The organism is Rhodanobacter lindaniclasticus (assembly GCF_004799035.1).
GTDB lineage: Bacteria > Pseudomonadota > Gammaproteobacteria > Xanthomonadales > Rhodanobacteraceae > Rhodanobacter > Rhodanobacter lindaniclasticus.
Genome location: NZ_MWIO01000042.1, coordinates 1 through 23,675, shown reverse-complemented (window position 1 = coordinate 23,675; position 23,675 = coordinate 1). Strand labels below are relative to the sequence as shown.

At 69.1% G+C, this 23,675-nt stretch carries 12 protein-coding genes and 1 riboswitch; of the genes, 6 read left to right on the top strand and 6 right to left on the bottom strand.

All coding sequences use genetic code 11. The features are described from left to right. Positions 1-64: 64 nt before the first annotated feature. The 3 genes from B1991_RS13980 to B1991_RS13970 all read right to left on the bottom strand — a co-directional run bounded on the left by B1991_RS13980 (position 65) and on the right by B1991_RS13970 (position 8,701). Complete coding sequence (locus B1991_RS13980; RefSeq protein WP_136259291.1) at positions 65-3,232, bottom strand: efflux RND transporter permease subunit; 3,168 nt, start codon at positions 3,230-3,232, stop codon at positions 65-67. A 268-nt stretch (positions 3,233-3,500) separates the two neighbouring features. After that, positions 3,501-6,683, bottom strand: a complete 3,183-nt coding sequence (locus B1991_RS13975; protein WP_136259290.1) for an efflux RND transporter permease subunit — start codon at positions 6,681-6,683, stop codon at positions 3,501-3,503. A gap of 152 nt (positions 6,684-6,835) precedes the next feature. Continuing rightward, positions 6,836-8,701 carry a TonB-dependent receptor domain-containing protein gene (locus B1991_RS13970; RefSeq protein ID WP_136259289.1) on the bottom strand — a complete coding sequence of 622 codons (1,866 nt, stop codon included), beginning with the start codon at positions 8,699-8,701 and terminating at the stop codon, positions 6,836-6,838. Positions 8,702-8,824: 123 nt separating this feature from the next. Next, positions 8,825-9,054, bottom strand: a riboswitch (cobalamin riboswitch). A 343-nt stretch (positions 9,055-9,397) separates the two neighbouring features. On the opposite strand from B1991_RS13970, the gene B1991_RS13965 reads away from it, so the two are divergent. The 3 genes from B1991_RS13965 (at position 9,398) to B1991_RS13955 (ending at position 15,862) form a co-directional block, all read left to right on the top strand. Beyond that, the gene (locus B1991_RS13965; RefSeq protein WP_246031177.1) at positions 9,398-12,517 is read left to right on the top strand and encodes a TonB-dependent receptor; all 3,120 of its coding nucleotides are present in this window, start codon (positions 9,398-9,400) and stop codon (positions 12,515-12,517) included. Between the two features lie 112 nt (positions 12,518-12,629). Next, positions 12,630-14,231: a tetratricopeptide repeat-containing sulfotransferase family protein gene (locus B1991_RS13960; RefSeq protein ID WP_136259288.1), complete on the top strand. Its 1,602-nt coding sequence runs from the start codon at positions 12,630-12,632 to the stop codon at positions 14,229-14,231. Next, positions 14,228-15,862 (top strand): tetratricopeptide repeat-containing sulfotransferase family protein, encoded by a 1,635-nt coding sequence (locus B1991_RS13955; RefSeq protein WP_246031176.1) that lies wholly within the window; start codon positions 14,228-14,230, stop codon positions 15,860-15,862. Before B1991_RS13960 ends, B1991_RS13955 begins: the two co-directional genes overlap by 4 nt. A gap of 18 nt (positions 15,863-15,880) precedes the next feature. Here the strand turns inward: B1991_RS13955 and nagA are convergent, their stop codons facing one another. The 3 genes from nagA to B1991_RS13940 form a co-directional block, all read right to left on the bottom strand. Further along, on the bottom strand, positions 15,881-17,020 hold the full coding sequence (gene nagA, locus B1991_RS13950; RefSeq protein ID WP_136259287.1) for an N-acetylglucosamine-6-phosphate deacetylase: 1,140 nt from the start codon (positions 17,018-17,020) through the stop codon (positions 15,881-15,883). Positions 17,021-17,223: 203 nt separating this feature from the next. Further along, positions 17,224-18,255 (bottom strand): SIS domain-containing protein, encoded by a 1,032-nt coding sequence (locus B1991_RS13945; protein WP_136259286.1) that lies wholly within the window; start codon positions 18,253-18,255, stop codon positions 17,224-17,226. A 9-nt stretch (positions 18,256-18,264) separates the two neighbouring features. After that, on the bottom strand, positions 18,265-19,017 hold the full coding sequence (locus B1991_RS13940; RefSeq protein WP_136259285.1) for a GntR family transcriptional regulator: 753 nt from the start codon (positions 19,015-19,017) through the stop codon (positions 18,265-18,267). A gap of 398 nt (positions 19,018-19,415) precedes the next feature. Between B1991_RS13940 and zwf the strand changes: the two genes are divergently transcribed. The 3 genes from zwf (at position 19,416) to edd (ending at position 23,572) form a co-directional block, all read left to right on the top strand. Further along, the gene (gene zwf / locus B1991_RS13935) at positions 19,416-20,879 is read left to right on the top strand and encodes a glucose-6-phosphate dehydrogenase (protein WP_136259284.1); all 1,464 of its coding nucleotides are present in this window, start codon (positions 19,416-19,418) and stop codon (positions 20,877-20,879) included. Between the two features lie 75 nt (positions 20,880-20,954). After that, positions 20,955-21,668: a 6-phosphogluconolactonase gene (pgl, locus tag B1991_RS13930; RefSeq protein WP_136259283.1), complete on the top strand. Its 714-nt coding sequence runs from the start codon at positions 20,955-20,957 to the stop codon at positions 21,666-21,668. 86 nt (positions 21,669-21,754) lie between these two features. Then, positions 21,755-23,572 carry a phosphogluconate dehydratase gene (gene edd / locus B1991_RS13925; RefSeq protein ID WP_136259282.1) on the top strand — a complete coding sequence of 606 codons (1,818 nt, stop codon included), beginning with the start codon at positions 21,755-21,757 and terminating at the stop codon, positions 23,570-23,572. The last annotated feature ends 103 nt before the right edge of the window (positions 23,573-23,675 follow it).

Sequence of the window (23,675 nt, the reverse complement as noted above, 5' to 3'; positions counted from 1 at the left end):
CGGTCAGCCTATTCCTGACCTGCCACGCCAGCCCGTAGGCACAAAGTTCGTGCGTCGGGTTCGTCTATACAACCGGCTGCATCTTGCCCAGCGCCTTGCGCCGCTTCTTCTCCGCCTTGCGCTCCTTGCGCGCCGCCTTGCGAATCTTGCGGTCGTAGTTCCACAGGTAGATCGCCGGGGTGCTGAGCAGGGTCAGCAATTGCGAGACCAGCAGGCCGCCGACGATGGCGATGCCCAGCGGCTGGCGCATCTCCGAGCCGATGCCGAAGCCGATCGCCAGCGGCATCGCCGCACCCATCGCCACCAGGGTGGTCATGGTGATCGGGCGGAAGCGGACCAGCGCGGCTTCGCGGATGGCATCGGGCGCGGACATGCCGTGTTCGCGCTCGCGCACCAGCGCGAAGTCGACCATCAGGATCGCGTTCTTCTTGACGATGCCGATCAGCATCAGGATCGCGATGATCGCCATCAGCGACAGCTGGGTCTGGGTGACCAGCATGGCAAGGAAGGCGCCGGCGCCGGCGGCGGGCAGGGTGGAGAGGATGGTCAGCGGATGGCCGAGGCTTTCGTAGAGGATGCCCAGCACGATGTACATGGCCAGGATCGAACCCAGCAGCAGCACCATGCCGTTGGATTGCGCCTGCTGGAGGCGCTGGTTGGCGCCGGTGAGCTCGACCTGCACGCCATCGGGCAGGCTCACCGCGTAGGCGGCCTGTTTGACCAGCGCGATGCCGCGGTCCTGCGGCACGTCCTTGGCCAGGTTGTAGCTGATGGTGACCGCCTGCAACTGGTTGTGATGACGCACGCGCAACGGCGTGATGGCCGGCTCCATCGTGCCCAGCGCGGACAGCGGGATCATCCGGCCCTGCTCGTTGCGCACGCGGATGTTCAGCAATGACTGCGGGCTCAGGCTCTGCTCCGGGCTGGAGTTGAGCACCACCGCATACTGGTTGATGTCGGAATAGATCTGCGACACCTGGCGCTGGCCGAACGCGCTGAACAGTGCGGTGTCGATCGCGCCCATGCTGACATGCAGGCGCGCGGCAGCATCGCGGTCGACCTTCAGTTGCTGCTGCTTGCCGACCTGGTCGAACGGGCTGCTGACGTCGCGAAACTCCTTGATGGTGCGCAGCTGGCGCACCATCTTCAGCGCCCACGGCTGCAGGTCGCCGCCCACCGTGCTGGTGAGCTGGAATTCGTACTGGCCGCCGTTGTCGCCGCTGCCGCCACCGCCGAGGAACTGCGAGGCGCTGACCGACACCTTCACGTCGGGCAGGCGGTCGTACTGCTTGGACAGGCGCTCGATCACCGCCTTGATCCCTTCCGCCCGTTCGCCGGGTGCGCTGCCGCGCGGCTTCAGGTCGACGAACATCTGCGCCCGGTTGCCCACCGCGCCGTCACCGCCGTTGCCGCCGAGCATGGTCAGCTGGTCGAGCACCGCCGGGTCCGCCTGCATGATTTTCGCGACCTGCTGCGCGCGCGCGGCCATCACCGAGGGCGAAATGTTCGCATCGGCGTCGACGTCGACCTGCAGCTGGCCGGTGTCCTCGTCCGGCATGAAGGTGCCGCCGGCGGTTTTCACCACCGCCGCGCCCAGCGCGAAGGTGAGGATCAGCAGCAGCAGCGGCTGCCAGCGCATCAGCCGGCGATGGCGCATGGCCCAGTCCAGTGCGCGTTCGTACAGGCGCAGCAGGCTCCGGTCGAAGCGCTCCACCGCGCGTTCGAGGCGGCCGGGCGGCGGGGGCGGCACCGGCTCGTGCTTGAGCAGGTGGCCGCACAGCGCCGGGGTGAGGGTCAGCGAGACGATCGCCGAGATCACCACCGCGGCGGTCAGCGTCACCGAGAACTCGCGCAGCAGCATGATCAGCATGTTGTTGCCGAACAGCAGCGGCGCGAACACCGCCACCAGCGACAGCGTGATCGAGACCACGGTGAAGCCGATCTCGCGCACGCCGGTCAACGCCGCCGGCAGCGGCGCCATGCCCTGTTCCATGTGGCGCACGATGTTCTCGATCACCACGATCGCATCGTCCACCACGAAACCGATGCACAGCACCAAGGCCACCAGCGACAAGGTGTTGAGCGTGTAGCCGAGCATCCACATCACCACGAACGCACCGGCCAGCGACAGCGGCACGCTGAGCATGGCGATCAGGGTCGGCCGCATCCGGCGCAGGAACACCAGCATCACCAGCGCCACCATCGCGATCGAGATCAGCAGCGCGACCTTGACCTCGTGCAGCGCCGACTGGGTGGTCTGGGTAAGGTCGAACACCGGCGTCATGCTGACGTCCGAGGGCAGCGAGGCCGCCAGCTGCGGCAGCCGCGCGCGGATCGCCGCCACCGTGGCCACCGCGTTCGCCTGCGGCCGCTTGGTGATCTGCAGGCCGACCGCGCGGGCGCCGTTGAACCACGCCGCCTGGTACTGGTCCTGCTGGCCCGAGTAGACCGTGGCCACGTCGGACAGCCGCACCGGGGCGCCGTTGCGCTCGGCGATCAGCAGGTGCGCGAACTCGTCCGGCTGGCGCAGGCCGTCGCTGGCGCTCACCGTCATCTGCGTGTGCCCGTCGCTGATGATGCCCTGCGGCGAGGTGACGTTGGCCGCGCGCAACGCGTTGGCCACGTCGTTGGCGGTGAGTCCCTTGGCCGCCAGCGCGTGGTTGTCCAGGTCGATGCGCACCGCGTGCGGGGTGCCGCCGAACACCTGCACCTGGGCCACGCCGTCGATCTGCGCCACGGCGGGTTTCAGCAGCGTGTCGGCCAGGTCGAACAGCTTGTCCTGCGGCATCCCGCTGGAGGTCAGCGTGATGAACAGGATCGGGATCTGCGAGGTATCGAACTTGAAGTATTGCGGTGGCGCCGGCATGCCCGACGGCAGGTCGACCGCCGCCGCATTGATCGCCGCCTGCACGTCGCGCGCCGCGCTGTCGGCGGTGCGGCTGAAGTTGAAACGCACACTGATGCCGACCGAGCCCTCGCGGGCGTTGCCGTACATGTCGTCGATGCCGGGGATCTGCCCCAGGTGCCGCTCCAGCGGCGCCAGCACGGTGTTCGCCATGGTCTGCGCGCTGGCGCCGGGCATGCTCGCGGCCACGTACACGCCGGGGAAATCCAGCGAGGGCAGCGCCGCCACGCCCAGCAGCAGGTAAGCCCACAGCCCGGCCAGCACCAAGCCGACGGCAAGCAGCGAGGTGCCGGCCGGGCGGCGGATCAACGGGGCGAACACGTTCACGCGGATACCCGGGGCAAGAGAGCGCAGCAGCGCGCGGCGCGCGCCAGATACGCAAGACCGGCGATGGGCAGGGGAGTTCCTTTCATGGCGACTTTATGCCACCGGGCATCCGTCGACGTATGTGCCTGAAGTACGCACCATGCCGGAAGACAGGGGCCCGCTGCGGCAACCCGCAGGAGCCCGCTTGCGCGGCGATGCCTTTCTGCCGGTATTGGGTCGTAAATGCAAGGGCATCGCCCGCAAGCGGGCTCCTGCAGGTGGTTCGCGACTACTTGGGCAGCGCCGGCATGCCCTTGGGCACGGTGGGTATCGGCGGCGGCTGGCGGCCGCGGCGGAACTCCTCGCGCAGGCGTTTCTGCACGGCCTTGCGCTCGCGGTGGTCGTGCTGCCACAGATAGATCGCCGGGGTGCTCAGCAGGGTCAGCAGCTGCGACACCAGCAGGCCGCCGAGGATCGCGATGCCCAGCGGCTGGCGCAATTCCGAGCCGTAGCCGAAACCCACCGCCAGCGGCAGCGCCGCGCCCATCGCCACCAGGGTGGTCATGGTGATCGGGCGGAAGCGCACCAGCGCCGCCTCGCGGATCGCCTCCGGCGGCGACAGGCCGCGCTCGCGCTCGGCGACCAGGGCGAAGTCGACCATCAGGATCGCGTTCTTCTTGACGATGCCGATCAGCATCAGCACCGCGATCACCGACATCAGGGTCAGCTGGGTGTGGGTCACCAGCATGGCGAGGAAGGCGCCCATGCCGGCGGCGGGCAAGGTGGAAAGGATGGTCAGCGGATGAATCAGGCTCTCGTACAGCACGCCCAGCACGACGTACATCACCAGGATCACCGCCAGCAGCAACAGCAGCACGTTGTTCAGCGCGTCGACCAGGTTCTGGTTTTCGCCGGTGTACTTGCGCTGGATGCCGTTCGGCAGCGCGGCGGCGAAGATCGCCTGGTCGACCAGCTTCAAGCCTTCCGCCGGGGTGATGCCCTCGGCCAGGTTGTAGTTGAGCGAGGCCGATTCGAGCTGGTTGAAATGGCTGACCGTGGCCGGCGCCAGGTGCGGCTGGATCGTGGCCAGCGCGGAGAGCGGGATCATCTCGCCACGGCTGCTGCGCACGTAGGTGCCGAGCAGGCCTTGCGGGTTCAGCGCATCGCCGCGGTCGCTGGTCAGCACCACGCGGTACTGGTTGATGTCCGAATAGATGGTGGACACCTGGCTCTGGCCGAACGCGTTGTACAGCGCCGAATCGATCTGGCCCATGCTCACCTGCAATCGTGCGGCGGCGGCGCGATCGACCTGCACCATCTGCTGGATGCCGATGCCGTCGAAGCTGCTGGTGACGTCCTTGAACTGCTTCATGCCGCGCATCACGTGTTCCAGGTGCAGGGTGGGGTCCTGCAGCGGCGTGCCGTCGAGGCTGTCGAGCTGGAACGAATAGCGCCCGACGTTGCCGCCACCCAGGCCGCCGCCGCCACCACCGCCGAAGAATTGCACCGCGGAAACGCCCACATCGAGATCGCTGACATTCTTGAAATGCGCGGCGAGGCGATCGACCACCTTCTGCACGTCCACGTGGCGGTCGCCCGGGCCGTCGCCCAGCGGCTTGAGGTCGACGAACAGGTGTGCGCTGTTGCCGCCGTTGACGATGGTGGACACGTCCAGCACCGCCGGGTCGGCCTGGAACACCGCGGCCACCTCACGCGCCCGCGTGGTCAGCCGGGTTGGCGAGATGTTCGGGCCGGCGGTGATCTGCGCCTGCAACAGGCCGGTGTCCTCCTTCGGCATCAGGCCGCCACCGGCAGTCATCACCACCAGCACCGCCAGCGCGCCGGTCAGCACCAGCAGCACGGCGGGCTGCCAGCGCATCAGCCGGCGGTGGTGCATCGACCAGTCCAGCGCGCGGCGGTACTGCGCCAGCAGCCAGCCGTCGAAACGCTCGGCCAACCGCTCCACCCGCCCGGGCGTGCGGCTGCCCTCCGGCTCGTGCACCAGGCTGCGCCCGCACAGCGCGGGGGTGAGGGTGAGCGAGACCACCGCCGAGATCACGATGGTGGCGACCAGGGTCACCGCGAACTCGCGCATCAGCATGGTGAACATGTTGTCGCCGAATACCATCGGCCCGAACACCGCGATCAGCGACAGGGTGATCGACACCACCGTGAAGCCGATCTCGCGCACGCCGGTGAGTGCCGCCGGCAGCGGCGCCATGCCCTGTTCGATGTGGCGCACGATGTTCTCGATCACCACGATCGCGTCGTCCACCACGAAACCCACGCACAGCACCAGCGCCACCAGCGAGAAGATGTTCAGGGTGAAGCCGAGCATCCACATCACGATCAGCGCACCGGCCAGCGACAGCGGCACGCTGAGCATCGCGATCAGGGTCGGTCGCAACCGGCGCAGGAACAGCAGCATCACCAGCGCCACCATCACGATGCTCATGCCCAGCGCCACCTCGACCTCGTGCAACGCCGATTCGGTGGTCGGGGTGAGGTCGAAGATCGGGGTGATCTTCACGTCGGCCGGCAACACGTGGCTGAGCCCGGGCAACGCCGCACGGATCGCCTTGACCACCGCCACCGCGTTGGCGTCCGGTCGCTTGCTGATCTGCAGGGTCACCGCGCGGGTGCCGTTGAACCACGCCGCCGCGTACTGATCCTGCTGCCCACTGGTTACCGTGGCCACGTCGGCCAGCCGCACCGGCACGCCGTTGTTGCTGGCGATCACCAGCGAGGCGAAATCCGCCGGCGTGTGCAGCGCGTCATTGGCGGTCACCGTCATCTGGTTGACGCCGTCGCTCAAGATGCCCTGCGGCGAGGTGACGTTGGCCGCGCGCAGCGCATTGGCAACCTGGTTGGTGGTGATGCCCTTGATCGCCAGCGCATTGGCGTTCAGCGCGATGCGCACCGCATGCGGCGTGCCGCCGCCGACCTGCACCTGGGCCACGCCGGGGACCTGCGCCACCGCCGGCTTGAGCAAGGTGTCGGTGAGGTCGTAGAGGCGGTCCGGCGGCAGGCTGCTGGAGGTCAGCGTGACCAGCAGCACCGGGATGTTCGAGGTGTCGAACTTGAAGTATTGCGGCGGCGCCGGCATGCCCGGCGGCAGGTCGGCGGCGGCGGCATTGAGCGCCGCCTGCACGTCGCGCGCGGCCGCATCGGTGGAGCGTCCGTAGTTGAACAGCACCTGGATCTGCGCGCGCCCTTCGCTGGCGTTGGAGAACATGAACTGCACGCCGGGGATGCGCCCGATATGCCGCTCCAGCGGCGCCATCACCGTGGTGGCCATGGTCTGCGCGCTGGCGCCGGGCATGCCCGCCACCACCGCCACGCCGGGAAACTCGATCGACGGAAACGCGGCGACGCCGATCAGCAGATAGGCCCACACGCCGGCGATCATCAGCCCGATGGCGAGCAGCGAGGTGCCGACCGGGCGGCGGATCATCGGTGCGAATGCGTTCACGTGGATCTCCCTGTCGCCCAAGCATAGCGGCACCCATGCGGCCGCTGGCAGTGACGGGCGGCATGCATGCGGACGCGGCCGGCGGGCAGCGCCCGCCCTACCCGACGTAGGGCGGGCACCGCCCGCCAGCTTTTCCCGCCGACTATTCCCGATCAGCGCGCGCCGGGACGGTAGCGCAGGGTCAGCAACAGCTCGCGCCCGGGCTGGTTGAAATACCAGATCGTCTCGTAGTGGCGGTCGAACGCGTTGGCCAGGCGCGCTTCCAGTTGCCAGGCGCGGTCGAGTTGCCAGCTGGCGCGCAGGTCGGTGGTGGCGTAACCGCCCAACCGATGCGCGTTGGCCGCATCGTCGTAGCGGTGGCCGGCGGCATTGAACGTGGCGCCGACGCCGAAAGCGCCGTAGCGGCGGTCCAGGTCGATGCGCGCCGTCCGGCCGGCGCGACGCGGCAGCACGTTGCCGTCGTCCGGGCCGCCATCGTCGTTGCGCGGCTGCAGCCAGCTCAGGTAACTCTGCAGTTGCCAGTCGCCGAGCCGGGCGCCGAACTGGCCTTCCACGCCGCGGATGCGCGCCTTGCTGATGTTGCGCGGGAAGTACTGGTTGTCCAGCGCGATCAGCTGGTCGATGCGCGTCTGGTAGGCGTTCAGTGCCCAGTTCCAGCCATCGTGCTGCCGGCTCAGGCCCAGCTCCGCGCTGCGCGAGGTCTCCGGTTTCAGGTCCGGGTTGCCGCTGCCATAGGGATAGTAGAGATCGTTGAAGGTGGGCGCGTGGAAGGCGCTGCCGTAGCTGGCGGTGAGCTTCAGTCCGCCATCGAAGTGATAACCCCATGCCAGTGCGCCGGTGTCGTGGTGGCCGTACTGGCTGTTCCTGTCGCGCCGTGCGGAGAGCGCCAGCTCGTTCGGCCCGAACGTGGCCTGGTACTGCGCGTACGCGCCGGTGTCGTGGCGGCGGGTGGCAAGGAAGCCGGTGTCGCTGTCGATGTGCTCGCCCTGCCAGTCGACGCCGAGCGTCAGCAGCTGGTCCGCGGCCACGCTGATGTCGTTCTGCCACGAGGCCTGGTTGCGGCGCGAATAGATGTAGCCGACGAAGTTCGCGTTCTCGTAGTTGTCGTAGCGGTCCAGGTTCTGGCCCGCGCTGAACGTGCTCTTCCATGCCTGCAGCGGGTGGAAGCCGAAGGTGGCGCCGGCGACCTGCTGCACGGTGCGCCAGCGATTCTGGTAGCTGCCGTCGAAATGCGCCTCGCCCAGGCTGCGCAGCCAGGTGCCGGTCAGTTCGGCGCCGTTGTCCCAGCGGTAGCCGCCGCTGGCGCTGAGGTTCCTGTTGCGCGACAGATCGCGATCCGGCTCGTCGGTGAAGCAACCGGCGAACGCTTCGGCGGCGCCGACCCGGCAGGTATTGATGCCGCCGGTGTACTGGCTGCCCGCGCCCAGGTTGTACCAGCCGTGTTCGCTGCCGCCGGACAGGCCGAGCTGGCCGCGCCACAGCTTGTCGGTGCCGGCGCTGAGCGCCAGCGACGGTTCGAGGCCGCCGTCGCGCGAACCGCGGCGGGTGAAGATCTGGATCACGCCGCCGATCGCATCGGCGCCATAGAGGCTGGAGCGCGGGCCGCGCACGATCTCGATGCGCTCGATCTGCTCCACCGGAATCTGTTCGAACGCCGCCAGCCCGGCGCTGACCGAGGCCACCCGCACGCCATCGACCAGCAGCAGGGTGTGGGTGGAATTGGCGCCGCGCAGGAACAGCGAGGTCTGCTGGCCGTAGCCGCCGGCGTTGGCGAAACTCACCCCGGGCAGGCCGGTCAGCAGGTCGGCGATCGACATCGGCTGCAGCCGCTCGATGTCGGCGCGGCTGATCACGCTCACCGACGACAGCGAATCACCGACGCTGATCGGCGTGCGCGTGGCGGTGACGATCACCGGCTTCAGCGCGGTGGCGTGGTTCTTCCCGGCTTGATCCTGCCCGGTGGCGCCGGCGCCGGTGGCACAGGCCAGCAGCAAGCTGGCCAGCAAGGTCTTCTTCATCTTCGTTTTCCTTCGCCGCGCACCCGCGCACGGCCGCTTGTCCTGAGGGACTGGCAGCAGGCGCGAAGGAACCGGGACGGAACGACGGACGAAAGACCGTGGTCCGGCCTCGCCCACCGCGAGCCACCAGGAATCGTCCAGGCCGGTCTCCGGGCTCGCGAGTGGCGGGCGGTGATCCGCTCGCCGCGAACGGCGCCTTCCCGTGCATCGCACAGTGGCCTTCGCCGTTCGTGTCTCTCGCTTACCGTTGCGGGGGCAGCGCCGGCCTTGCGGTGTTTGCACACCACGCACCGGCTTCCCGTTTCATCCCTTGGGCGCGAGGCCCGCAGGACACCTGAACCCCGCCACTGTAGCGGCGGCACCGGTGGCAGGCAATCCGCCACCTGCCGGAGGTCGGCGCCCTCGCGCCGGCTCCCGGCGCATGCCCGCAGCCCGGGAAGGTACGGAAAATCAGCAGGTAACTCACGTTTTTCCAACAAATCACAAACAAATTATTGACGATAACAATCCCGGAGCATTACTTTCGGCAGGGTCGACTTGCATTGCTGACGCCTGCACACCGCCGGCGCAAGGGCTTTGGGGAGCCATGCACCGGGATGGACGACATCGAACGCAATGTTCGGCACGCGACGTGACCGGGAAACCGGTTCGCGCCATCCGGCCTTCGGGCTTTTCTCTCGGGGAGATCCATCCGCAATGCAGAAATTCCATGAAATCCGCGTCTCGGGGTGGCGGCGCACTGCGCTCGCCCTGGCCCTGGGCGCCAGCCTCGGCGGCGTCGCCATGGCTCAGTCGACCACCGGCTCCATCTTCGGCCAGGCACCCGCGGCCACCGGGGAAACCGTCGTGGTCTCCAACAAATCCGGTATCAACCGCGAGGTCGTGGTCGACAGCTCGGGTGCATTCCAGGTTCGCAACGTGCCGGTCGGGACCTATACCGTCTCGCTGAAGAAGGACGGCGCCGTCGTGGACAGCCGCACCGTGACGCTGTCCCCGGGCTCCGGTGTCTCGATCACGCTCGGCGCGGCCGCCGTCAGCACCACCACGCTAAGCACGGTGACGGTGTCTGCCACCGCCATTCCGCCGATCGACGTCACCAGCGTCAATTCCAGCACGGTGATCACCGCCGCGGAACTGAAGAAACTCCCGGTGGTGCGCAATGCCGAGTCGATCGCGCTGCTGGCGCCGGGCACCGTGTCGGGCAGCGGCTTCTTCTCCGGCCCCGGCAATCCCAACCAGAACCTGGTGGCGTTCGGCGGTTCGAGCGTGAGCGAGAACGCCTATTACGTGAACGGCTACAACACCGCCGAGCCCTACAAGAACCTGGGCGGCTTCCAGCTGCCCTATGGCGCGATCGACCAGCAGGAAACGCTGACCGGCGGCTACAACGCCAAGTACGGTCGTTCCGACGGTGGCGTGATCAACCAGATCGGCAAGCGCGGCACCAACCAGTGGCATTTCGGTGGCCAGGTGGTATGGCAGCCGCGTGCCCTCGAGGGCACCCCCACCAACAACCGCTACGGCAACCCGACCCTGCCGACCTCGACCACCGGGGTGGCCTACGTGCCGGAAACTCCGGGACTGGCGGGCACGATCCACCAGTACCGCAATGACAACAAGCAGTGGGAAACCTCGTACTCCGCCTATCTGGGTGGCCCGCTGCTCGAGGACAAGCTGTACATGTTCCTGGCCGCGGAAACCGACAAGGTCCAGTCGACCGACGTGCAGGTGGCACAGAACCAGGTCGTCGCCTACGACACGGACAAGGCCACCAAGCTGTACGGCAAACTGGACTGGAACATCACCGACAACAACCTGCTCGAACTGACGATGTTGAAGAACCACCAGACCAACGGTGCCGGTTCGACCTATGCGTTCGACACGCCGTCGCTGACCCGCGGCGAGTACCTGACCAAGAACGACATCGACAAGCACAACGCGCAGTTCTACATCGGCCACTTCACCAGCTACATCACCGACGACGCCACGCTGAGCATCCTCTACGGCAAGGGCAAGTTCCAGAACCCCACGCAGTACGCTCCCAACCCGCTGCCGTTCATTTCCCGGCCGCAGAACCAGAACCCCGCCTACCTGCCTCCGGGCACTGGCCCGTTCGGCATCAACAACTCGCAGACCAACACCGCCTGGTTCTCCGACCAGGCCACCAACGCCACCCACGGCCTGCGCGTGGACTTCGATTACCGGCTGGGCGATCACGACCTGTCGGTCGGTATCGACAACATGAGCTACAGCGCCAGCCACCAGGGCCAGAACCAGCAGAACCCGGACAACCCCGATCTCAACTACTACTGGCGCTACCTGTCCGACACCGTGGTGCAGAAGCGCGAGATCGGCTGGGAAACCAGCATGTCCACCCGGCAGAAGGCCTACTACCTGCAGGACGACTGGCAGATCACGCCGAACCTGCTGCTGGACATCGGCATCCGCAACGACCACTTCACCAACTACAACGACGTGGGCAAGCCCTTCGTCGACGAGAAGAACCAGTGGGAACCGCGCATCGGCGCCAGCTGGGACGTCAACGGCGACTCCTCGTTCAAGATCTACGGCAACGTGGGCCGCTACTACCTGGCGCTGCCGGACAACGCGGCCGAGCGCGCGGCGAATGCCTCGACCTACCTCACCACCCGCTACAGCTACACCGGCGTGGACCCGGACACCGGCGTGCCGACCGGCATCACCGCGCTGGGCCCGACCACTTCGCCCGACGGCGAGTTCGGCCTGCCCAAGGATCCCGAGCAGGTCACCGCGCGCAACCTGAAGCCGGAATACCTGGACGAGTTCATCCTCGGCTTCGACAAGAAGCTCAACGAGGAGTGGGTCTACGGTGCCAAGGCGATGTGGCGCGACCTGAAAAGCGCGATCGACGACGAGTGCTCGCCGACGAGCCTCGAGACCAAGATGCAGAAGCTCGGCATGATCACCACGACCGACCTGTTCGACGGTGATTCCGGGTACTACAACTCGCTGTACGGCGCGTCCTACTGCCGCCTGATCAACCCGGGCCAGACCAACACCATCCTGGTGAAGTCGGACGATGGCAGCACCAGCCAACTGGTGCCGATGACGCAGCAGGACTGGGGCTACATCCAGGGCGTCAAGCGCAAGACCGGTTCGCTGAACCTGTACCTGGAGCATCCCTTCGACGGCAAGTGGCAGGCGCGCATCGACTACACCTACAGCCGTGGCTTCGGCAACACCGAGGGCCAGGTGCGTTCGGACTTCGGCCAGGCCGACGTGTCCAAGACCGAGGACTGGGACACCTGGCAGCTGATGGATGGCGCCAACGGCGAGCTCGCCAACGTGCGCAAGCACCAGATCCGCATCCGCGGCGCCTACCAGTTCACGCCGGAATGGCTGCTGTCGGCCACCGTGCTGGCGCAGTCGGGCTACCCGAAGGAGTGCCTGGGCTACTACGGCCCGGAGGGCACGGGTGACGACCACTATGGCCCGGGTGCCGATGGCGACCCGTCCGGCTACAACAACTACGGCAGCGGCAACTACCACTGGTGCCACGGCGAGCGGATCGCTCCGGGCGACGCCGGGCATACGCCGTGGACGAAGCAGCTCAACTTCGGCGTGCACTACACCCCGTCGTTCGCCGACCACAAGCTGGCGTTCAACCTGGACGTGTTCAACGCCTTCAACGAGCAGAAGGCGATCCAGACCGACCCGGCCTTTGCCAACGGCTACGACCCCGACAACAACGCCATCCTGGTCAACCCGGCCTACGGCGACGGCATCTACTTCCAGCCGCCGCGCATGGTGCGTCTGTCGGTAAGCTACGACTACTGATCTGCGGAACTGGCCCACACTGGCCAAGTCGAGCCACCGACCGCGGTCGGTGGCTCTTTTTTTTTTGCACGGCTTCCCGCGAGCCTGCGGGATCGACCGCTATCATCGGCCCATGGCTGCAGCGAACCCGACCGCCGAGGAAACCCGCCTGCGCGAAAGCGCCGGGCAGGCCATCGCCAGCCAGCGCTGGCAGGCGGCAGAGGAGGCGCTGGCCGCCCTCGTCCGGCGCGTGCCGGACGACCTCCACGCGCAGGTCGAACTGGCCCAGGTGATGCTCCGCCGCGGCCGGTTGCGCGAAGCCGCGGCGTGCATGCTGCAACTGGCGCGGCATCTCCCGCGCGACGCAGGGTTGATCCTCAAGGTGATCCGATGCCTGCTCGGCGCAGGCGAGACCGTCGCGGCGCGCGCCTGCCTCGACCTGCTGGCGCAGGCGCCCCGACCACCGGCGGAGCTGCTGGCGGCCCAGGCCCACCTGCGCTTCCAGATCGGCGAGATCGCGCCGGCGCGGGTTCTGCTGGAGCAGGCCCTCGCCGCCGGTGTCGACACGCCCGGCGAGCTGCAACTGCATGCGATGCTGCTGCAGTTCAGCGGCGAGCTCGAGCGCGCCCGCGCCGTGCTGCAGCGGTGCCTGACGCGCTGGCCGCAGTTCGGCGATGCCGCCGTGGCCTGGGTCAACCTGGGTCGGCAGACGCCGACGGACAACCGCCTCGACGCCCTGCGCGAACAGTTGCATCGGCTGCCCCGGGACGAGCGGCGGCCCGACGTCACCTTCGTCCGCGCGCAGTTCGAATACGCCCGCTTCAAGACGCTGCACGACCTGGGCCGGCACGAGGAAGCCTGGCCCGCGCTGGCAAGCTGCAATGCGCTGATGCGCGAACTCAATCCGTATGACCCCCGGCGCGAGGTCGCCACCACCGACGCGCTGACCCGCATGACGCCCGCACCGGCCGCTACGCGCGATGTCGCGGCCGGCCCCACCCCGATCTTCATCGTCGGCATGCCGCGGTCGGGCACGACCCTGCTCGATCGCATGCTGTCGGCTCATTCGCAGGTGGCCTCGGCCGGCGAGATCACCGATTTCCGCCGCCAATTGCACTGGCTCACCGACGTGCCGGCGGCGGCACCGTACGGATTGCAGGAGATCGCCCGGCGCGCCGGTGAGCTCGACCACGCCGAACTGGGCGCGCGCTATCTCGCGCAGACCCGCTGGCGGGCGCAGGGCCGGGCGTACTACATCGACAAGCTGCCGGCGAACATCCAGCTGGTCGGCTTCATCCGCCGGGCCTTGCCGCAGGCGCCGATCCTGCACATGGTGCGCGATCCGCTCGATGTCTGCTTCTCCAACTTCCGGACCTTCTTCGGCAACATCTCGCCGCACAGCTACGAGCTGCGCGCGCAGGCGCACTACTACGCGCAATACGCGCGGCTGGCCCGCCACTGGCATGCGTGCCTGCCGGGCGCGATGCTCGACGTGCACTACGAGACGCTGGTGCACGCACCGGAAGCCGAGCTGGCGCGGGTGCTGGCGCATTGCGGCCTGGCGCCCGAAGCGGCCTGCCTGCACCCCGAACGCCACCCCGGCCCGGTCGCCACGCCCAGCAGCGCGCAGGTGCGCGAGCCGATCCACACCCGCGGCTTCGGCGAATGGCAGCCCTACGCCCGCCAGCTGGAACCTCTGCGGGAGGCGCTGGAGGCCGGGGTGCCGGCGCCATGAGCGAGCGTACGAATGTTCCACCCATGCATGCGGACCCTGCCGCGTCGATGGCGCAGCTGCGCGCGACGGCGCAGGCGGCGATGCAGGCAGGACAGTGGCCCGCGGCGCAGACTGCGCTGGCCGCACTCGCGCCGCTCGCGCCGCGCGACGTGCCGATCCGCCTGCAACTGGCCGAGGTGATCCTGCGGCAAGGCCGGATGCGCGCGGCCAGCGCGCCCCTGCTCGAAGCCGTGGAGGTGGCACCCAACGATGCGCCCCTGCTCGCCGAGCTGGCCTGGCGACTGGTGGCTCAGGGCGAGGTCATCGGCGCACGCGCCTGCCTGGCGCATCTGGCCCGGGCGCCCGCGCCGCCGGCCGAAGTGCTCGCCGAGCAGGCCAACCTGCGCTGGCTGCTGGGCGAGATCCCGACCGCGCGCGCGCTGATGGACCGGGCCGTGGCGCTCGGCATCGACGACGGTCGCGGGCACTACCTCGATGCCATGCTGCATCAGTTCGTCGGCCAGCTGGCCGGGGCCGAGACCGCCTTGCTGACCTGCCTGCATCGCTGGCCCGGCCACGGCGACGCGGCGGTGATCCTGGCCAACCTGCGTCGGCAGACGCCGCAGGCCCATCATCTGGCGCTGTTCCGCGCCGCGCTCGAACGCCTGCCGTCGCCCCCGGCCAGCAGGCCGGACGCGCTGGCCCGCGCCAAGTTCGAGTCGGCGATCTTCAAGACGCTGGACGACTGCGGCCAGCACGAGCAGGCATGGGCCGCGCTGGAACGCAGCAATGCGCTGATGCACCAGCTGGCCCCGTACGATGCCGCGGCGGAACAGGCACTGGTGGATGCGCTGCTCGCCGAGGCCGACCGCCTTGCCGCCCGTCCGGATGCTGCGCCGGTGCCCGTCGACGGGCCCGTGCCGATCTTCATCGTCGGCATGCCGCGCTCGGGCTCGACCCTGCTCGACCACATGCTGAGTGCCCACTCGCAGGTGGTTTCCGCCGGCGAGCTGGCGGATTTTCCACGCCAGTTCCACTGGATGGCCGATGTCGCGCCGGGTGGCGCGTCGGCGCTGCGCGAGGCAGTCGCCGCCGCCGGGCAGATGGATTTCGCCGCGCTGGGCGCGCGTTACCTGGCGCAGACGCAATGGCGCGCGCACGGACGGCGCTTCTACGTGGACAAGCTGCCGGCCAACCTGCGCATGGTGCCGTTCATCCGCCGCGCGTTGCCGCATGCGCCGATCCTGCATTTGCGGCGCGAACCGATGGACGTGTGCTACTCCAACCTCAAGGCAATGTTCGGCACCGCCTCACCCTACTGCTACGAGCAGCAGGCGCTGGCGCACTATTGTCGTCAGCAGGCGCGGCTGGCCAGCCGCTGGCAGGCGCGCGGCTCCATGCTCGAAGTGCCGTATGCGGATCTGGTGAGCGCACCCGCGGCCACCCTGCGCCGGGTGCTGGAACACTGCGGTCTGGCGTTCGAGGAAGCCTGCCTGCACCCCGAACGAAACCCCGCGGCGGTGGCCACCCCCAGCAGCGCCCAGGTGCGCGAGCCGATCCACGGGCGCGCACTCGGCCAGTGGCGCCGCTACGCGACCCGGCTGGAGCCGCTGCGCCGGGCGCTCGAGGGCGACGGCATCGATCCGGACTGATCGGTCGCGTACCTGCCGTTACAGGCCACTGCCGCCGAGCCAGCTCGCACGCACGTGGAAGTCGTCGTCCATCGCCACCAGGTCGGCACGGCAACCCGCCGCGATGCGGCCGTGGCTGGCACCCAGGCCAAGGAACTCCGCCGGCCAGGTGCTGGCCATGTGCACCGCTTCGTCCAGCGGCAGGCCGAGCATCTGCACGGTGTTGCGCACGGCACCGGCCATGTCGAGCGCGGAGCCGGCGAGCACGCCGCTGGCGGTCTGGCAGATGCCGTCTTTCACGGTGATGGTTTCGCCGTTGAGCACGTAGTCGGGGCGATCGGCGCCAACCGGCGGCATCGCGTCGGTGACCAGCAGCATCCTGCCGCGGGCCTTGGCGGCGATCGCCACACGCAGGCTGGCCGGGTGCACGTGGTGGCCGTCGACGATGATGCCGCACCAGCTCGCCGCATCTTCCAGCGCGGCGCCGACCACGCCCGGCTCGCGGCTGCCGAACGGGGTCATCGCGTTGAACAAATGCGTGAAGCCGCGCACGCCGGCATCGAGTGCGGCGCGGGTGGTTTCGTAGTCGGCGGCGGTATGGCCGGCGCAGACGATCACCCCGGCGGCGGCGAGCGCGCGGATGCTCGCCGGCGGCACCCGGTCCGGGGCCAGCGTGACCAGCCGGATGCCGCGATGGGGTGCGCACAGCAAGGCCAGCTCGTCGGCGCCGGGCACGTGGAAGTACTTCGCGTCGTGCACGCCCTTGCGGGCGGGCGCCAGGTACGGCCCTTCGAGGTGGATGCCGAGCAGGCCCGGCACGCCTTCGGCCAATGCCTGTTCCACCGCCGCCAGCGCTTCGCGCATCACCTCGACCCGATCGCTGATCAGGGTCGGCAGGAAACCGGTGGTGCCGTAGCGCCGGTGGGCCGCGCCGATGCGGCGGATCGTCTCCACCGTCGGTGCCTCGTTGAACAGCACGCCGCCACCGCCGTTGACCTGCACGTCGATGAAGCCCGGCAGCAGCATGGCGCCGGCGAGATCCTGCCGCTGCGCATCGCGCACGCGCGGATCGGATGGCGGCAGCAGCTCGGCGATGCGCTCGCCATCCAACAACACGGCGAGGTCGTCGCGCCAGCCGTCGGGGGTGAGTACGCGGGCGTGGGTGAGGGCGGTGAGCATGGGCAGGGAGTGAGGGGCGAAAAGTGAGTGGCGAGGAGTGACGAGTGAGGAGTGAGGAGTGAGGAGTGAGGAGTGAGGAGTGAGAGAGGGCCAAACAAGAGCAGGAATCAGGGCGGGGGTCGGAGCCCCAGCGGAACCAGAGCGCGCGCCGCTGCGCCATGGCTTTCTCTAACTCCTCACTCCTCGCCACTCACTCCTCGCTCCTAGACGGTTTCGGTGACCTTGTTCAGATGCGGCGGCACGTCGGGGTTGAAACCGCGGCGCAGCGCAAGCTCGCTGGCGGCGCGGTAGAAGCTCTGGATGATCAGCAGCGGCGTGCACAGCGCGGGCAGGCCACCGGGCACCGGCAGCGTGCCGGGGCCGTGCTGGCCCGGAGCGGCAACGAAGACCTGCGCGCCGCGGCCGCGGAACTCGCGCGCCACCGCCAGCGTGCTGGCCAGGGTGTCGTCGTCCTGGGCGAAGCACAGCACCGGGAAGTCCGGTCCGACCAGCGCCATCGGGCCGTGCTTCACCTCGGCCGCGCTGAACGCCTCGGCGTGCAGGCCGCAGGTTTCCTTGAACTTGAGCGCCGCTTCCAGCGCGATGCCGAGGCCGAAGCCGCGGCCGACCACGAACAGGTTGTGCGCGCCGACCAGGCCTTCATGGAGGCTGGACCAGTCCGCATCCCAGCTCTTGCGCAAGGCGTCGGGCAGGGTCGGCAGCGCGGCGTCGAGTTCGGCGTCGCCGCTCCAGCGCGCGCACAGGTGCAGCACCGCGGCCAGCGCGGCGAGGTAGCTCTTGGTCGCCGCCACGCTGCGCTCGGGCCCGGCGTGCAGCGGAATCACGGTGTCGGCCAGCGCGGCCAGCGGCGAATCGGTCAGGTTGACCAGCGCCACCACGCGCGCACCGGCACGTTTCGCCGCCTCCGCGGTGCGCAGCAGGTCGGGGCTCTTGCCCGATTGCGAAATCGCGATGAACAGCGCGTCCCGCCACTGCTGCTCGGCGGCATACACCGAGCTCACCGAGGGCGACGCCGAGGCGGTGGCGATGCCCAGCTGCGTCTCGAACACGTACTTGGCGTAGGCCGCGGCGTGATCCGAACTGCCGCGCGCGCAGGTGACGATGAAGCGCGGCGGCGCCTCGCGCAGCGACTGCGCCAGCGCGCTCACCACCGCTTCGTTGGCGGCAAGCTGGCGCGCCACCACCGCGGCCGATTCCTGCGCTTCGCGGAACATCAGGGTGTCGCTGGCGTTCATGCTTGTCCTTCAGTCGGTGTGCAATTCGGCGACGAAGTCGTAGATGTCGCCGCGATACCAGGAGGTGGTGAACTCGACCACGCGGCCGTCGTCGAGGAAGCTGCGCCGTTCGATGTTCAGGCCGGCGCTGCCCACCGCCACGTGCAGCAGCCGCGCCTGCTGCGCGTTCAGCGACACCGCGCGCAGGCGCTGCAGCGCGCGGCGCGGGCGGCAGCCGAGTTGTTCCAGCGCCTCGTACAGCGAGTCGCGCACCAGCATCGGATCGGGCAGCACGCTGGCCGGCACCACGCTGCGCTCGATCGCCAGCGGCTCGTCCTGCCCGTAGCGCAGGCGATGCAGGCGCACCACCAGCGAGCCGGGCGAGAGGTTCATCGCCATCGACTCCTCCGGCGTCACCTCGCCGATCACCCGCTCGAAGAACTCCGAACGCGGGCGCAGTCCGCGCTCGCGCAGATCCTCGGTGAAACTGGTCAGCCGCGACATCGGCTTGACGATGCGCTCGGCGATGAAGGTGCCGGCGCCGTGGCGCTGGGTCAGCAGGCCTTCCTCGACCAGGCCGGCGATCGCCTTGCGCACGGTGACCCGCGAGAGCTTCAGCACCAGCGCCAGGTCGCGTTCGCTGGGCAGCGCGTGGCCCGGCTCGACGTCGTGCTGCTGCACCACGTTGCGGATCGCCTGGCGCAGTCGCAGGTAGGCCAGCGGCTGGTGATTGGCCGGGTCGCGGCAGATCCGGCGGTATTCCTTGGACAAGGTGGTTTCCATGGCGCGCACCATACCAATAGCGATCCACCGGCCGCAAGCCATGACGGTGCGATATGCCCGCCAGCAAACGCTCGGCCATGCCCAGCCGTTCGCACCGAGCGTGGCTCGCGCCGGCGAGCGGGGTCGAAGTGCATCGTCGGGTGACCGGACCCTTCGACTTCCTTGCTTCCCAAGGCACAGCCATCCCTGGCTGCTCCCCGCGTACGGCCTGCGGGAACGGCCTGCGCTCAGGGAGAACGGGGGTGGCGGGACTGCCTGCGGATCGTTCTGCTGGGGCCGCCGATGAATTCGTATGCAACCGGGTAGTCGCTCTGGTATTTCACTGGTACCATCGGCAAAAACCCGGGCAGCGGCATCCGGCCGCGGCCCGCCAGCCGGCATCGAGTCGAGGTGATCGCGTGACTGCTTCCCCCCAAACCGTCGAGCCATTCGACCTGGTGATCTTCGGCGGCACCGGCGATCTCGCCGCGCGCAAATTGCTGCCGGCGCTGTTCCACCGTTTTCTCGACCACCAGTTGCCGCCCAGCAGCCGCATCGTCGGCGTGGCGCGCGAGGCGCTGGACGACGCCGGCTACCGCGCGCAACTGCGCGAGGCGCTGATCGCGATCTGCGATGCCCGCCAGCTGGACGAGTTCCTGCAGCAGGTGTTCTACCGTCCGCTGGATGCGCGCAAGGACGAGGGCTGGGACGATTTCGCCGCCTTCATCGGCGCCGAGCCCGACCACGTGCGGGTGTTCTACCTGTCGACCTCGCCCGAACTGTTCGTCGACATCTGCAAGCGGCTGGGACATTACGGCTTGAACCAGGGCAAGTCGCGCGTGGTGCTGGAGAAGCCCATCGGCCGCGACCTGGACAGCGCCAACCGGATCAACGATGCGGTGGGCCAGGTGTTCGACGAAACCCAGACCTTCCGCATCGACCACTACCTCGGCAAGGAGACGGTGCAGAACCTGCTGGTGCTGCGCTTCGGCAACGCGCTGTTCGAGCCGCTGTGGAACTCCGCGCACATCGACCACGTGCAGATCACCGTGGCCGAGACGCTGGGCGTGGGCCACCGCGGCGCCTATTACGACCGCGCCGGCGCGCTGCGCGACATGGTGCAGAACCACATGCTGCAGCTGCTGTGCATGGTGGCGATGGAACCGCCCTCGTCGCTGGCGCCCGACGCGGTGCGCGACGAAAAGCTCAAGGTGCTGCACTCGCTCAAGCCCATCGACGCGGGCAATGCCGGCCAGCTCACCGTGCGTGGCCAGTACCGCGCCGGCGTGGCCGAGGGCGCCAGCGTGCCCGGCTACGGCGAGGAACTGGGCAACGCGAAATCCGACACCGAGACCTTCGTCGCGTTGAAGGCGGAGATCGGCAACTGGCGCTGGGCCGGGGTGCCGTTCTACCTGCGCACCGGCAAGCGCCTCGCGCACCGCGTGTCGGAGATCGCGGTGACCTTCAAGCCGGTGCCGCATTCGATCTTCGACGCCGCCTCCGGCTCGCTGACGCAGAACCGGCTGGTGCTGCGGCTGCAGCCCGACGAGGGCGTGAAGCTGTGGCTGACCATCAAGCACCCCGGTCCCGGCGGCCTGCGCCTGCGCCACGTGCCGCTGGACATGAGCTTCGCCGAGGCGTTCGGCGTGTCGCAGCCGGACGCTTACGAGCGCCTGCTGCTGGACGTGGTGCGCGGCAATCCCACCTTGTTCATGCGCCGCGACGAAGTGGAAGCGGCATGGCGCTGGGCCGGCCCGATCCTGGCCGCGTGGAGCGACAGCGGCGAGGCGCCGCGGCCATACGCCGCCGGCAGCTGGGGGCCGAGCGCGTCGGTGGCGCTGATCGAGCGCGACGGCCGCACCTGGCACGACGACAACGAATAGGCGCGCGCTTCACCTGCTGCCTGCGCCGCCCCACCCACACTGGAACGCGTCACCTCGTCGCTGATCGAACCCGCCATGTCCGCACCCGCCAACGTCACCACCCACAGCTTCACCGGATGCCAGGCGCAGGCCATCGCACTGGCCGAGCGCGTGGCCGAACGCCTGCGCAACGGCCTGGCGCAGCGCGGCCAGGCCGTGCTGGCGGTCTCCGGCGGCAGCACGCCGAAGGCATTCTTCGAGCAGTTGTCGCGCCAGGCGCTGGACTGGGCCAGGGTGCAGGTGACCCTGGTCGACGAACGCTGGGTACCCGAAAGCGATGCGCGCTCCAACGCGCGACTGGTGCACACGCACCTGCTGCAGCACGCCGCTGCCGCGGCGCCCTTCATTCCGCTGTACACCGGCGACGCCAGCCCGGAGGCCGGCCTGGCCCGCGCCGAAGCGCGCATCGCCGCGCTGCCGCTGCCGTTCGACGCGGTGGTGCTGGGCATGGGCGACGACGGCCACACCGCCTCGTTCTTTCCCGGCGGCGATCGCCTCGCCGAGGCGCTGGACCCGGACGGCAGCGCGCGCGTGCTGCCGATGCACGCACCCGACGCCGGCGAGCCGCGCATCACGTTGACCCTGCCCACGCTGCTGCAAACGCGCGCGCTGTACCTGCTGGTGGCCGGCGAGAAGAAGCGCGACGTGCTGGCCGACGCGCGGCTTGGCCTGGGCGCCGCACGCGACTATCCGGTGCGCGCCGTGCTGACCCAGCAACGCGTGCCGGTGGCGGTGTACTGGTGTCCGTGATCGGTGTCGGCAGCGCCGCCTGCGCCGCGCAGACCAGCAAGAGCATCGCGCACTTCGGTGCGCTCCTACAGACAAGGTAAGAGATCATGACCACGCTGCACCCCGTCGTCGCCGAAGTCACCGAACGCCTGCGCGAGCGCAGCCGCGAGACGCGCGCGGCGTACCTCGCACGGATCGACGCGGCGGATCGCAGCGGACCGCGGCGCGGGCATCTCTCCTGCGGCAACCTCGCGCACGGTTTCGCCGCCTGCGGCACGGAGGACAAGGACGCGCTGCGCAACGGCCAGCGGGCCAACCTGGCCATCGTCACCGCCTACAACGACATGCTCTCGGCGCACCAGCCGTACGAGCGCTATCCCGCCCTGATCCGTCAGATCGCGCGCGACGCCGGCTTCACCGCGCAAGTCGCCGGCGGCGTGCCGGCGATGTGCGACGGCATCACGCAGGGCCGCGCCGGCATGCAGCTGTCGCTGTTCTCGCGCGACGTGATCGCGCTGGCCACCGCGGTGGCGCTGTCGCACGACATGTTCGACGGCGCGCTGTTCCTCGGCATCTGCGACAAGATCGTGCCGGGCCTGCTGATCGCCGCGCTCTCCTTCGGCCATCTGAGCGCCGCCTTCGTGCCGTCCGGCCCGATGCCCAGCGGCATTCCGAACGAGCAGAAGTCGAAGGTGCGCCAGGCGTTCGCCGACGGCAAGGCGAGCAAGGCCGAGCTGCTCGAGGCGGAGGCGGCGTCGTACCACACCGCCGGCACCTGCACCTTCTACGGCACCGCCAACTCCAACCAGATGCTGATGGAGATCATGGGCCTGCACCTGCCCGGCGCCAGCTTCACCGCGCCGGACACGCCGCTGCGCGATGCACTCACCGCCGAGACGGTGCGCCGCGTGGCCGCCAACAGCGCGCTGGGCGAACACTACCTGCCGCTCGGTCACCACCTCGACGAGCGCGCCATCATCAACGGCGTGATCGGCCTGCACGCCACCGGCGGCTCGACCAACCACCTGCTGCATCTGGTGGCGATGGCCCAGGCCGCCGGCATCCAGCTGCGCTGGGACGACTTCGACGCGCTGTCCGGCGTGATCCCGCTGCTGGCGCGCGTGTACCCGAACGGTTACGCCGACGTGAACCAGTTCCACGACGCCGGCGGCATGGCGTTCCTGATCGACCAGCTGCTCGGCGCCGGCCTGCTGCACGGCGACGTCAAGACCATCTTCGGCACCGGCCTGGGCGGCTACGCGCAGGTGCCGTACCTCGACGAGGCCGATACGCTGCGCTGGAAACCCGTACCGAAGCAGAGCGGCAACCGCGGCGTGCTGCGCGGCGTGGACGAGCCGTTCCGCCCCGACGGCGGCCTGCGCCTGCTCGACGGCAACCTCGGCCGCGCGGTGATCAAGGTCTCCTCGGTGCCGGAGGATCGCCTGCTGATCGAGGCGCCGGCGATCGTGTTCAACGACCAGGACGAGGTCGCCGGCGCCTACCAGCGCGGCGAGCTGAACCGCGATTTCGTGGCGGTGGTGCGCTTCCAGGGCCCGCGCGCCAACGGCATGCCCGAGCTGCACAAGCTCACCCCCACGCTGGCGGTGCTGCAGGATCGCGGCCACCGCATCGCCCTGCTCACCGACGGGCGCATGTCCGGCGCCTCCGGCCGCGTGCCGGCGGCGATCCACGTGACGCCCGAGGCGGTCGCCGGTGGCAACATTGCGAAGATCCGCGACGGCGACATGATCCGCCTGGACGCGGCAAATGGACGTCTGGACGTCCTGGTCGAGGCGGATGAACTGGACGCCCGCCTGCCGCACCTCGCCGACCTGTCGCACGAGCACCATGGCATGGGCCGCGAGCTGTTCGGCCTGTTCCGCCAGGCCGCCACCAGCGCCGACCTCGGCGCCGGCGTGCTGTGAAACCGCAGGGCGGGCACTGCCCGCCGGGTCTGCGCGAGAACCGGGGCGGCGGGCAGTGCCCGCCCTGGTTCTTATACACATCTGCTGCTGTCGACGAATCAGA

Bases quoted from the DNA above. Each gene is read 5' to 3' on its own strand.
- B1991_RS13970 (WP_136259289.1), bottom strand. From the start codon at position 8,701: ATGAAGAAGACCTTGCTGGCCAGCTTGCTGCTGGCCTGTGCCACCGGC.
- B1991_RS13965 (WP_246031177.1), top strand. From the start codon at position 9,398: ATGCAGAAATTCCATGAAATCCGCGTCTCGGGGTGGCGGCGCACTGCG.
- B1991_RS13960 (WP_136259288.1), top strand. From the start codon at position 12,630: ATGGCTGCAGCGAACCCGACCGCCGAGGAAACCCGCCTGCGCGAAAGC.
- B1991_RS13955 (WP_246031176.1), top strand. From the start codon at position 14,228: ATGAGCGAGCGTACGAATGTTCCACCCATGCATGCGGACCCTGCCGCG.
- nagA (WP_136259287.1), bottom strand. From the start codon at position 17,020: ATGCTCACCGCCCTCACCCACGCCCGCGTACTCACCCCCGACGGCTGG.
- B1991_RS13945 (WP_136259286.1), bottom strand. From the start codon at position 18,255: ATGAACGCCAGCGACACCCTGATGTTCCGCGAAGCGCAGGAATCGGCC.
- B1991_RS13940 (WP_136259285.1), bottom strand. From the start codon at position 19,017: ATGGAAACCACCTTGTCCAAGGAATACCGCCGGATCTGCCGCGACCCG.
- pgl (WP_136259283.1), top strand. From the start codon at position 20,955: ATGTCCGCACCCGCCAACGTCACCACCCACAGCTTCACCGGATGCCAG.
- edd (WP_136259282.1), top strand. From the start codon at position 21,755: ATGACCACGCTGCACCCCGTCGTCGCCGAAGTCACCGAACGCCTGCGC.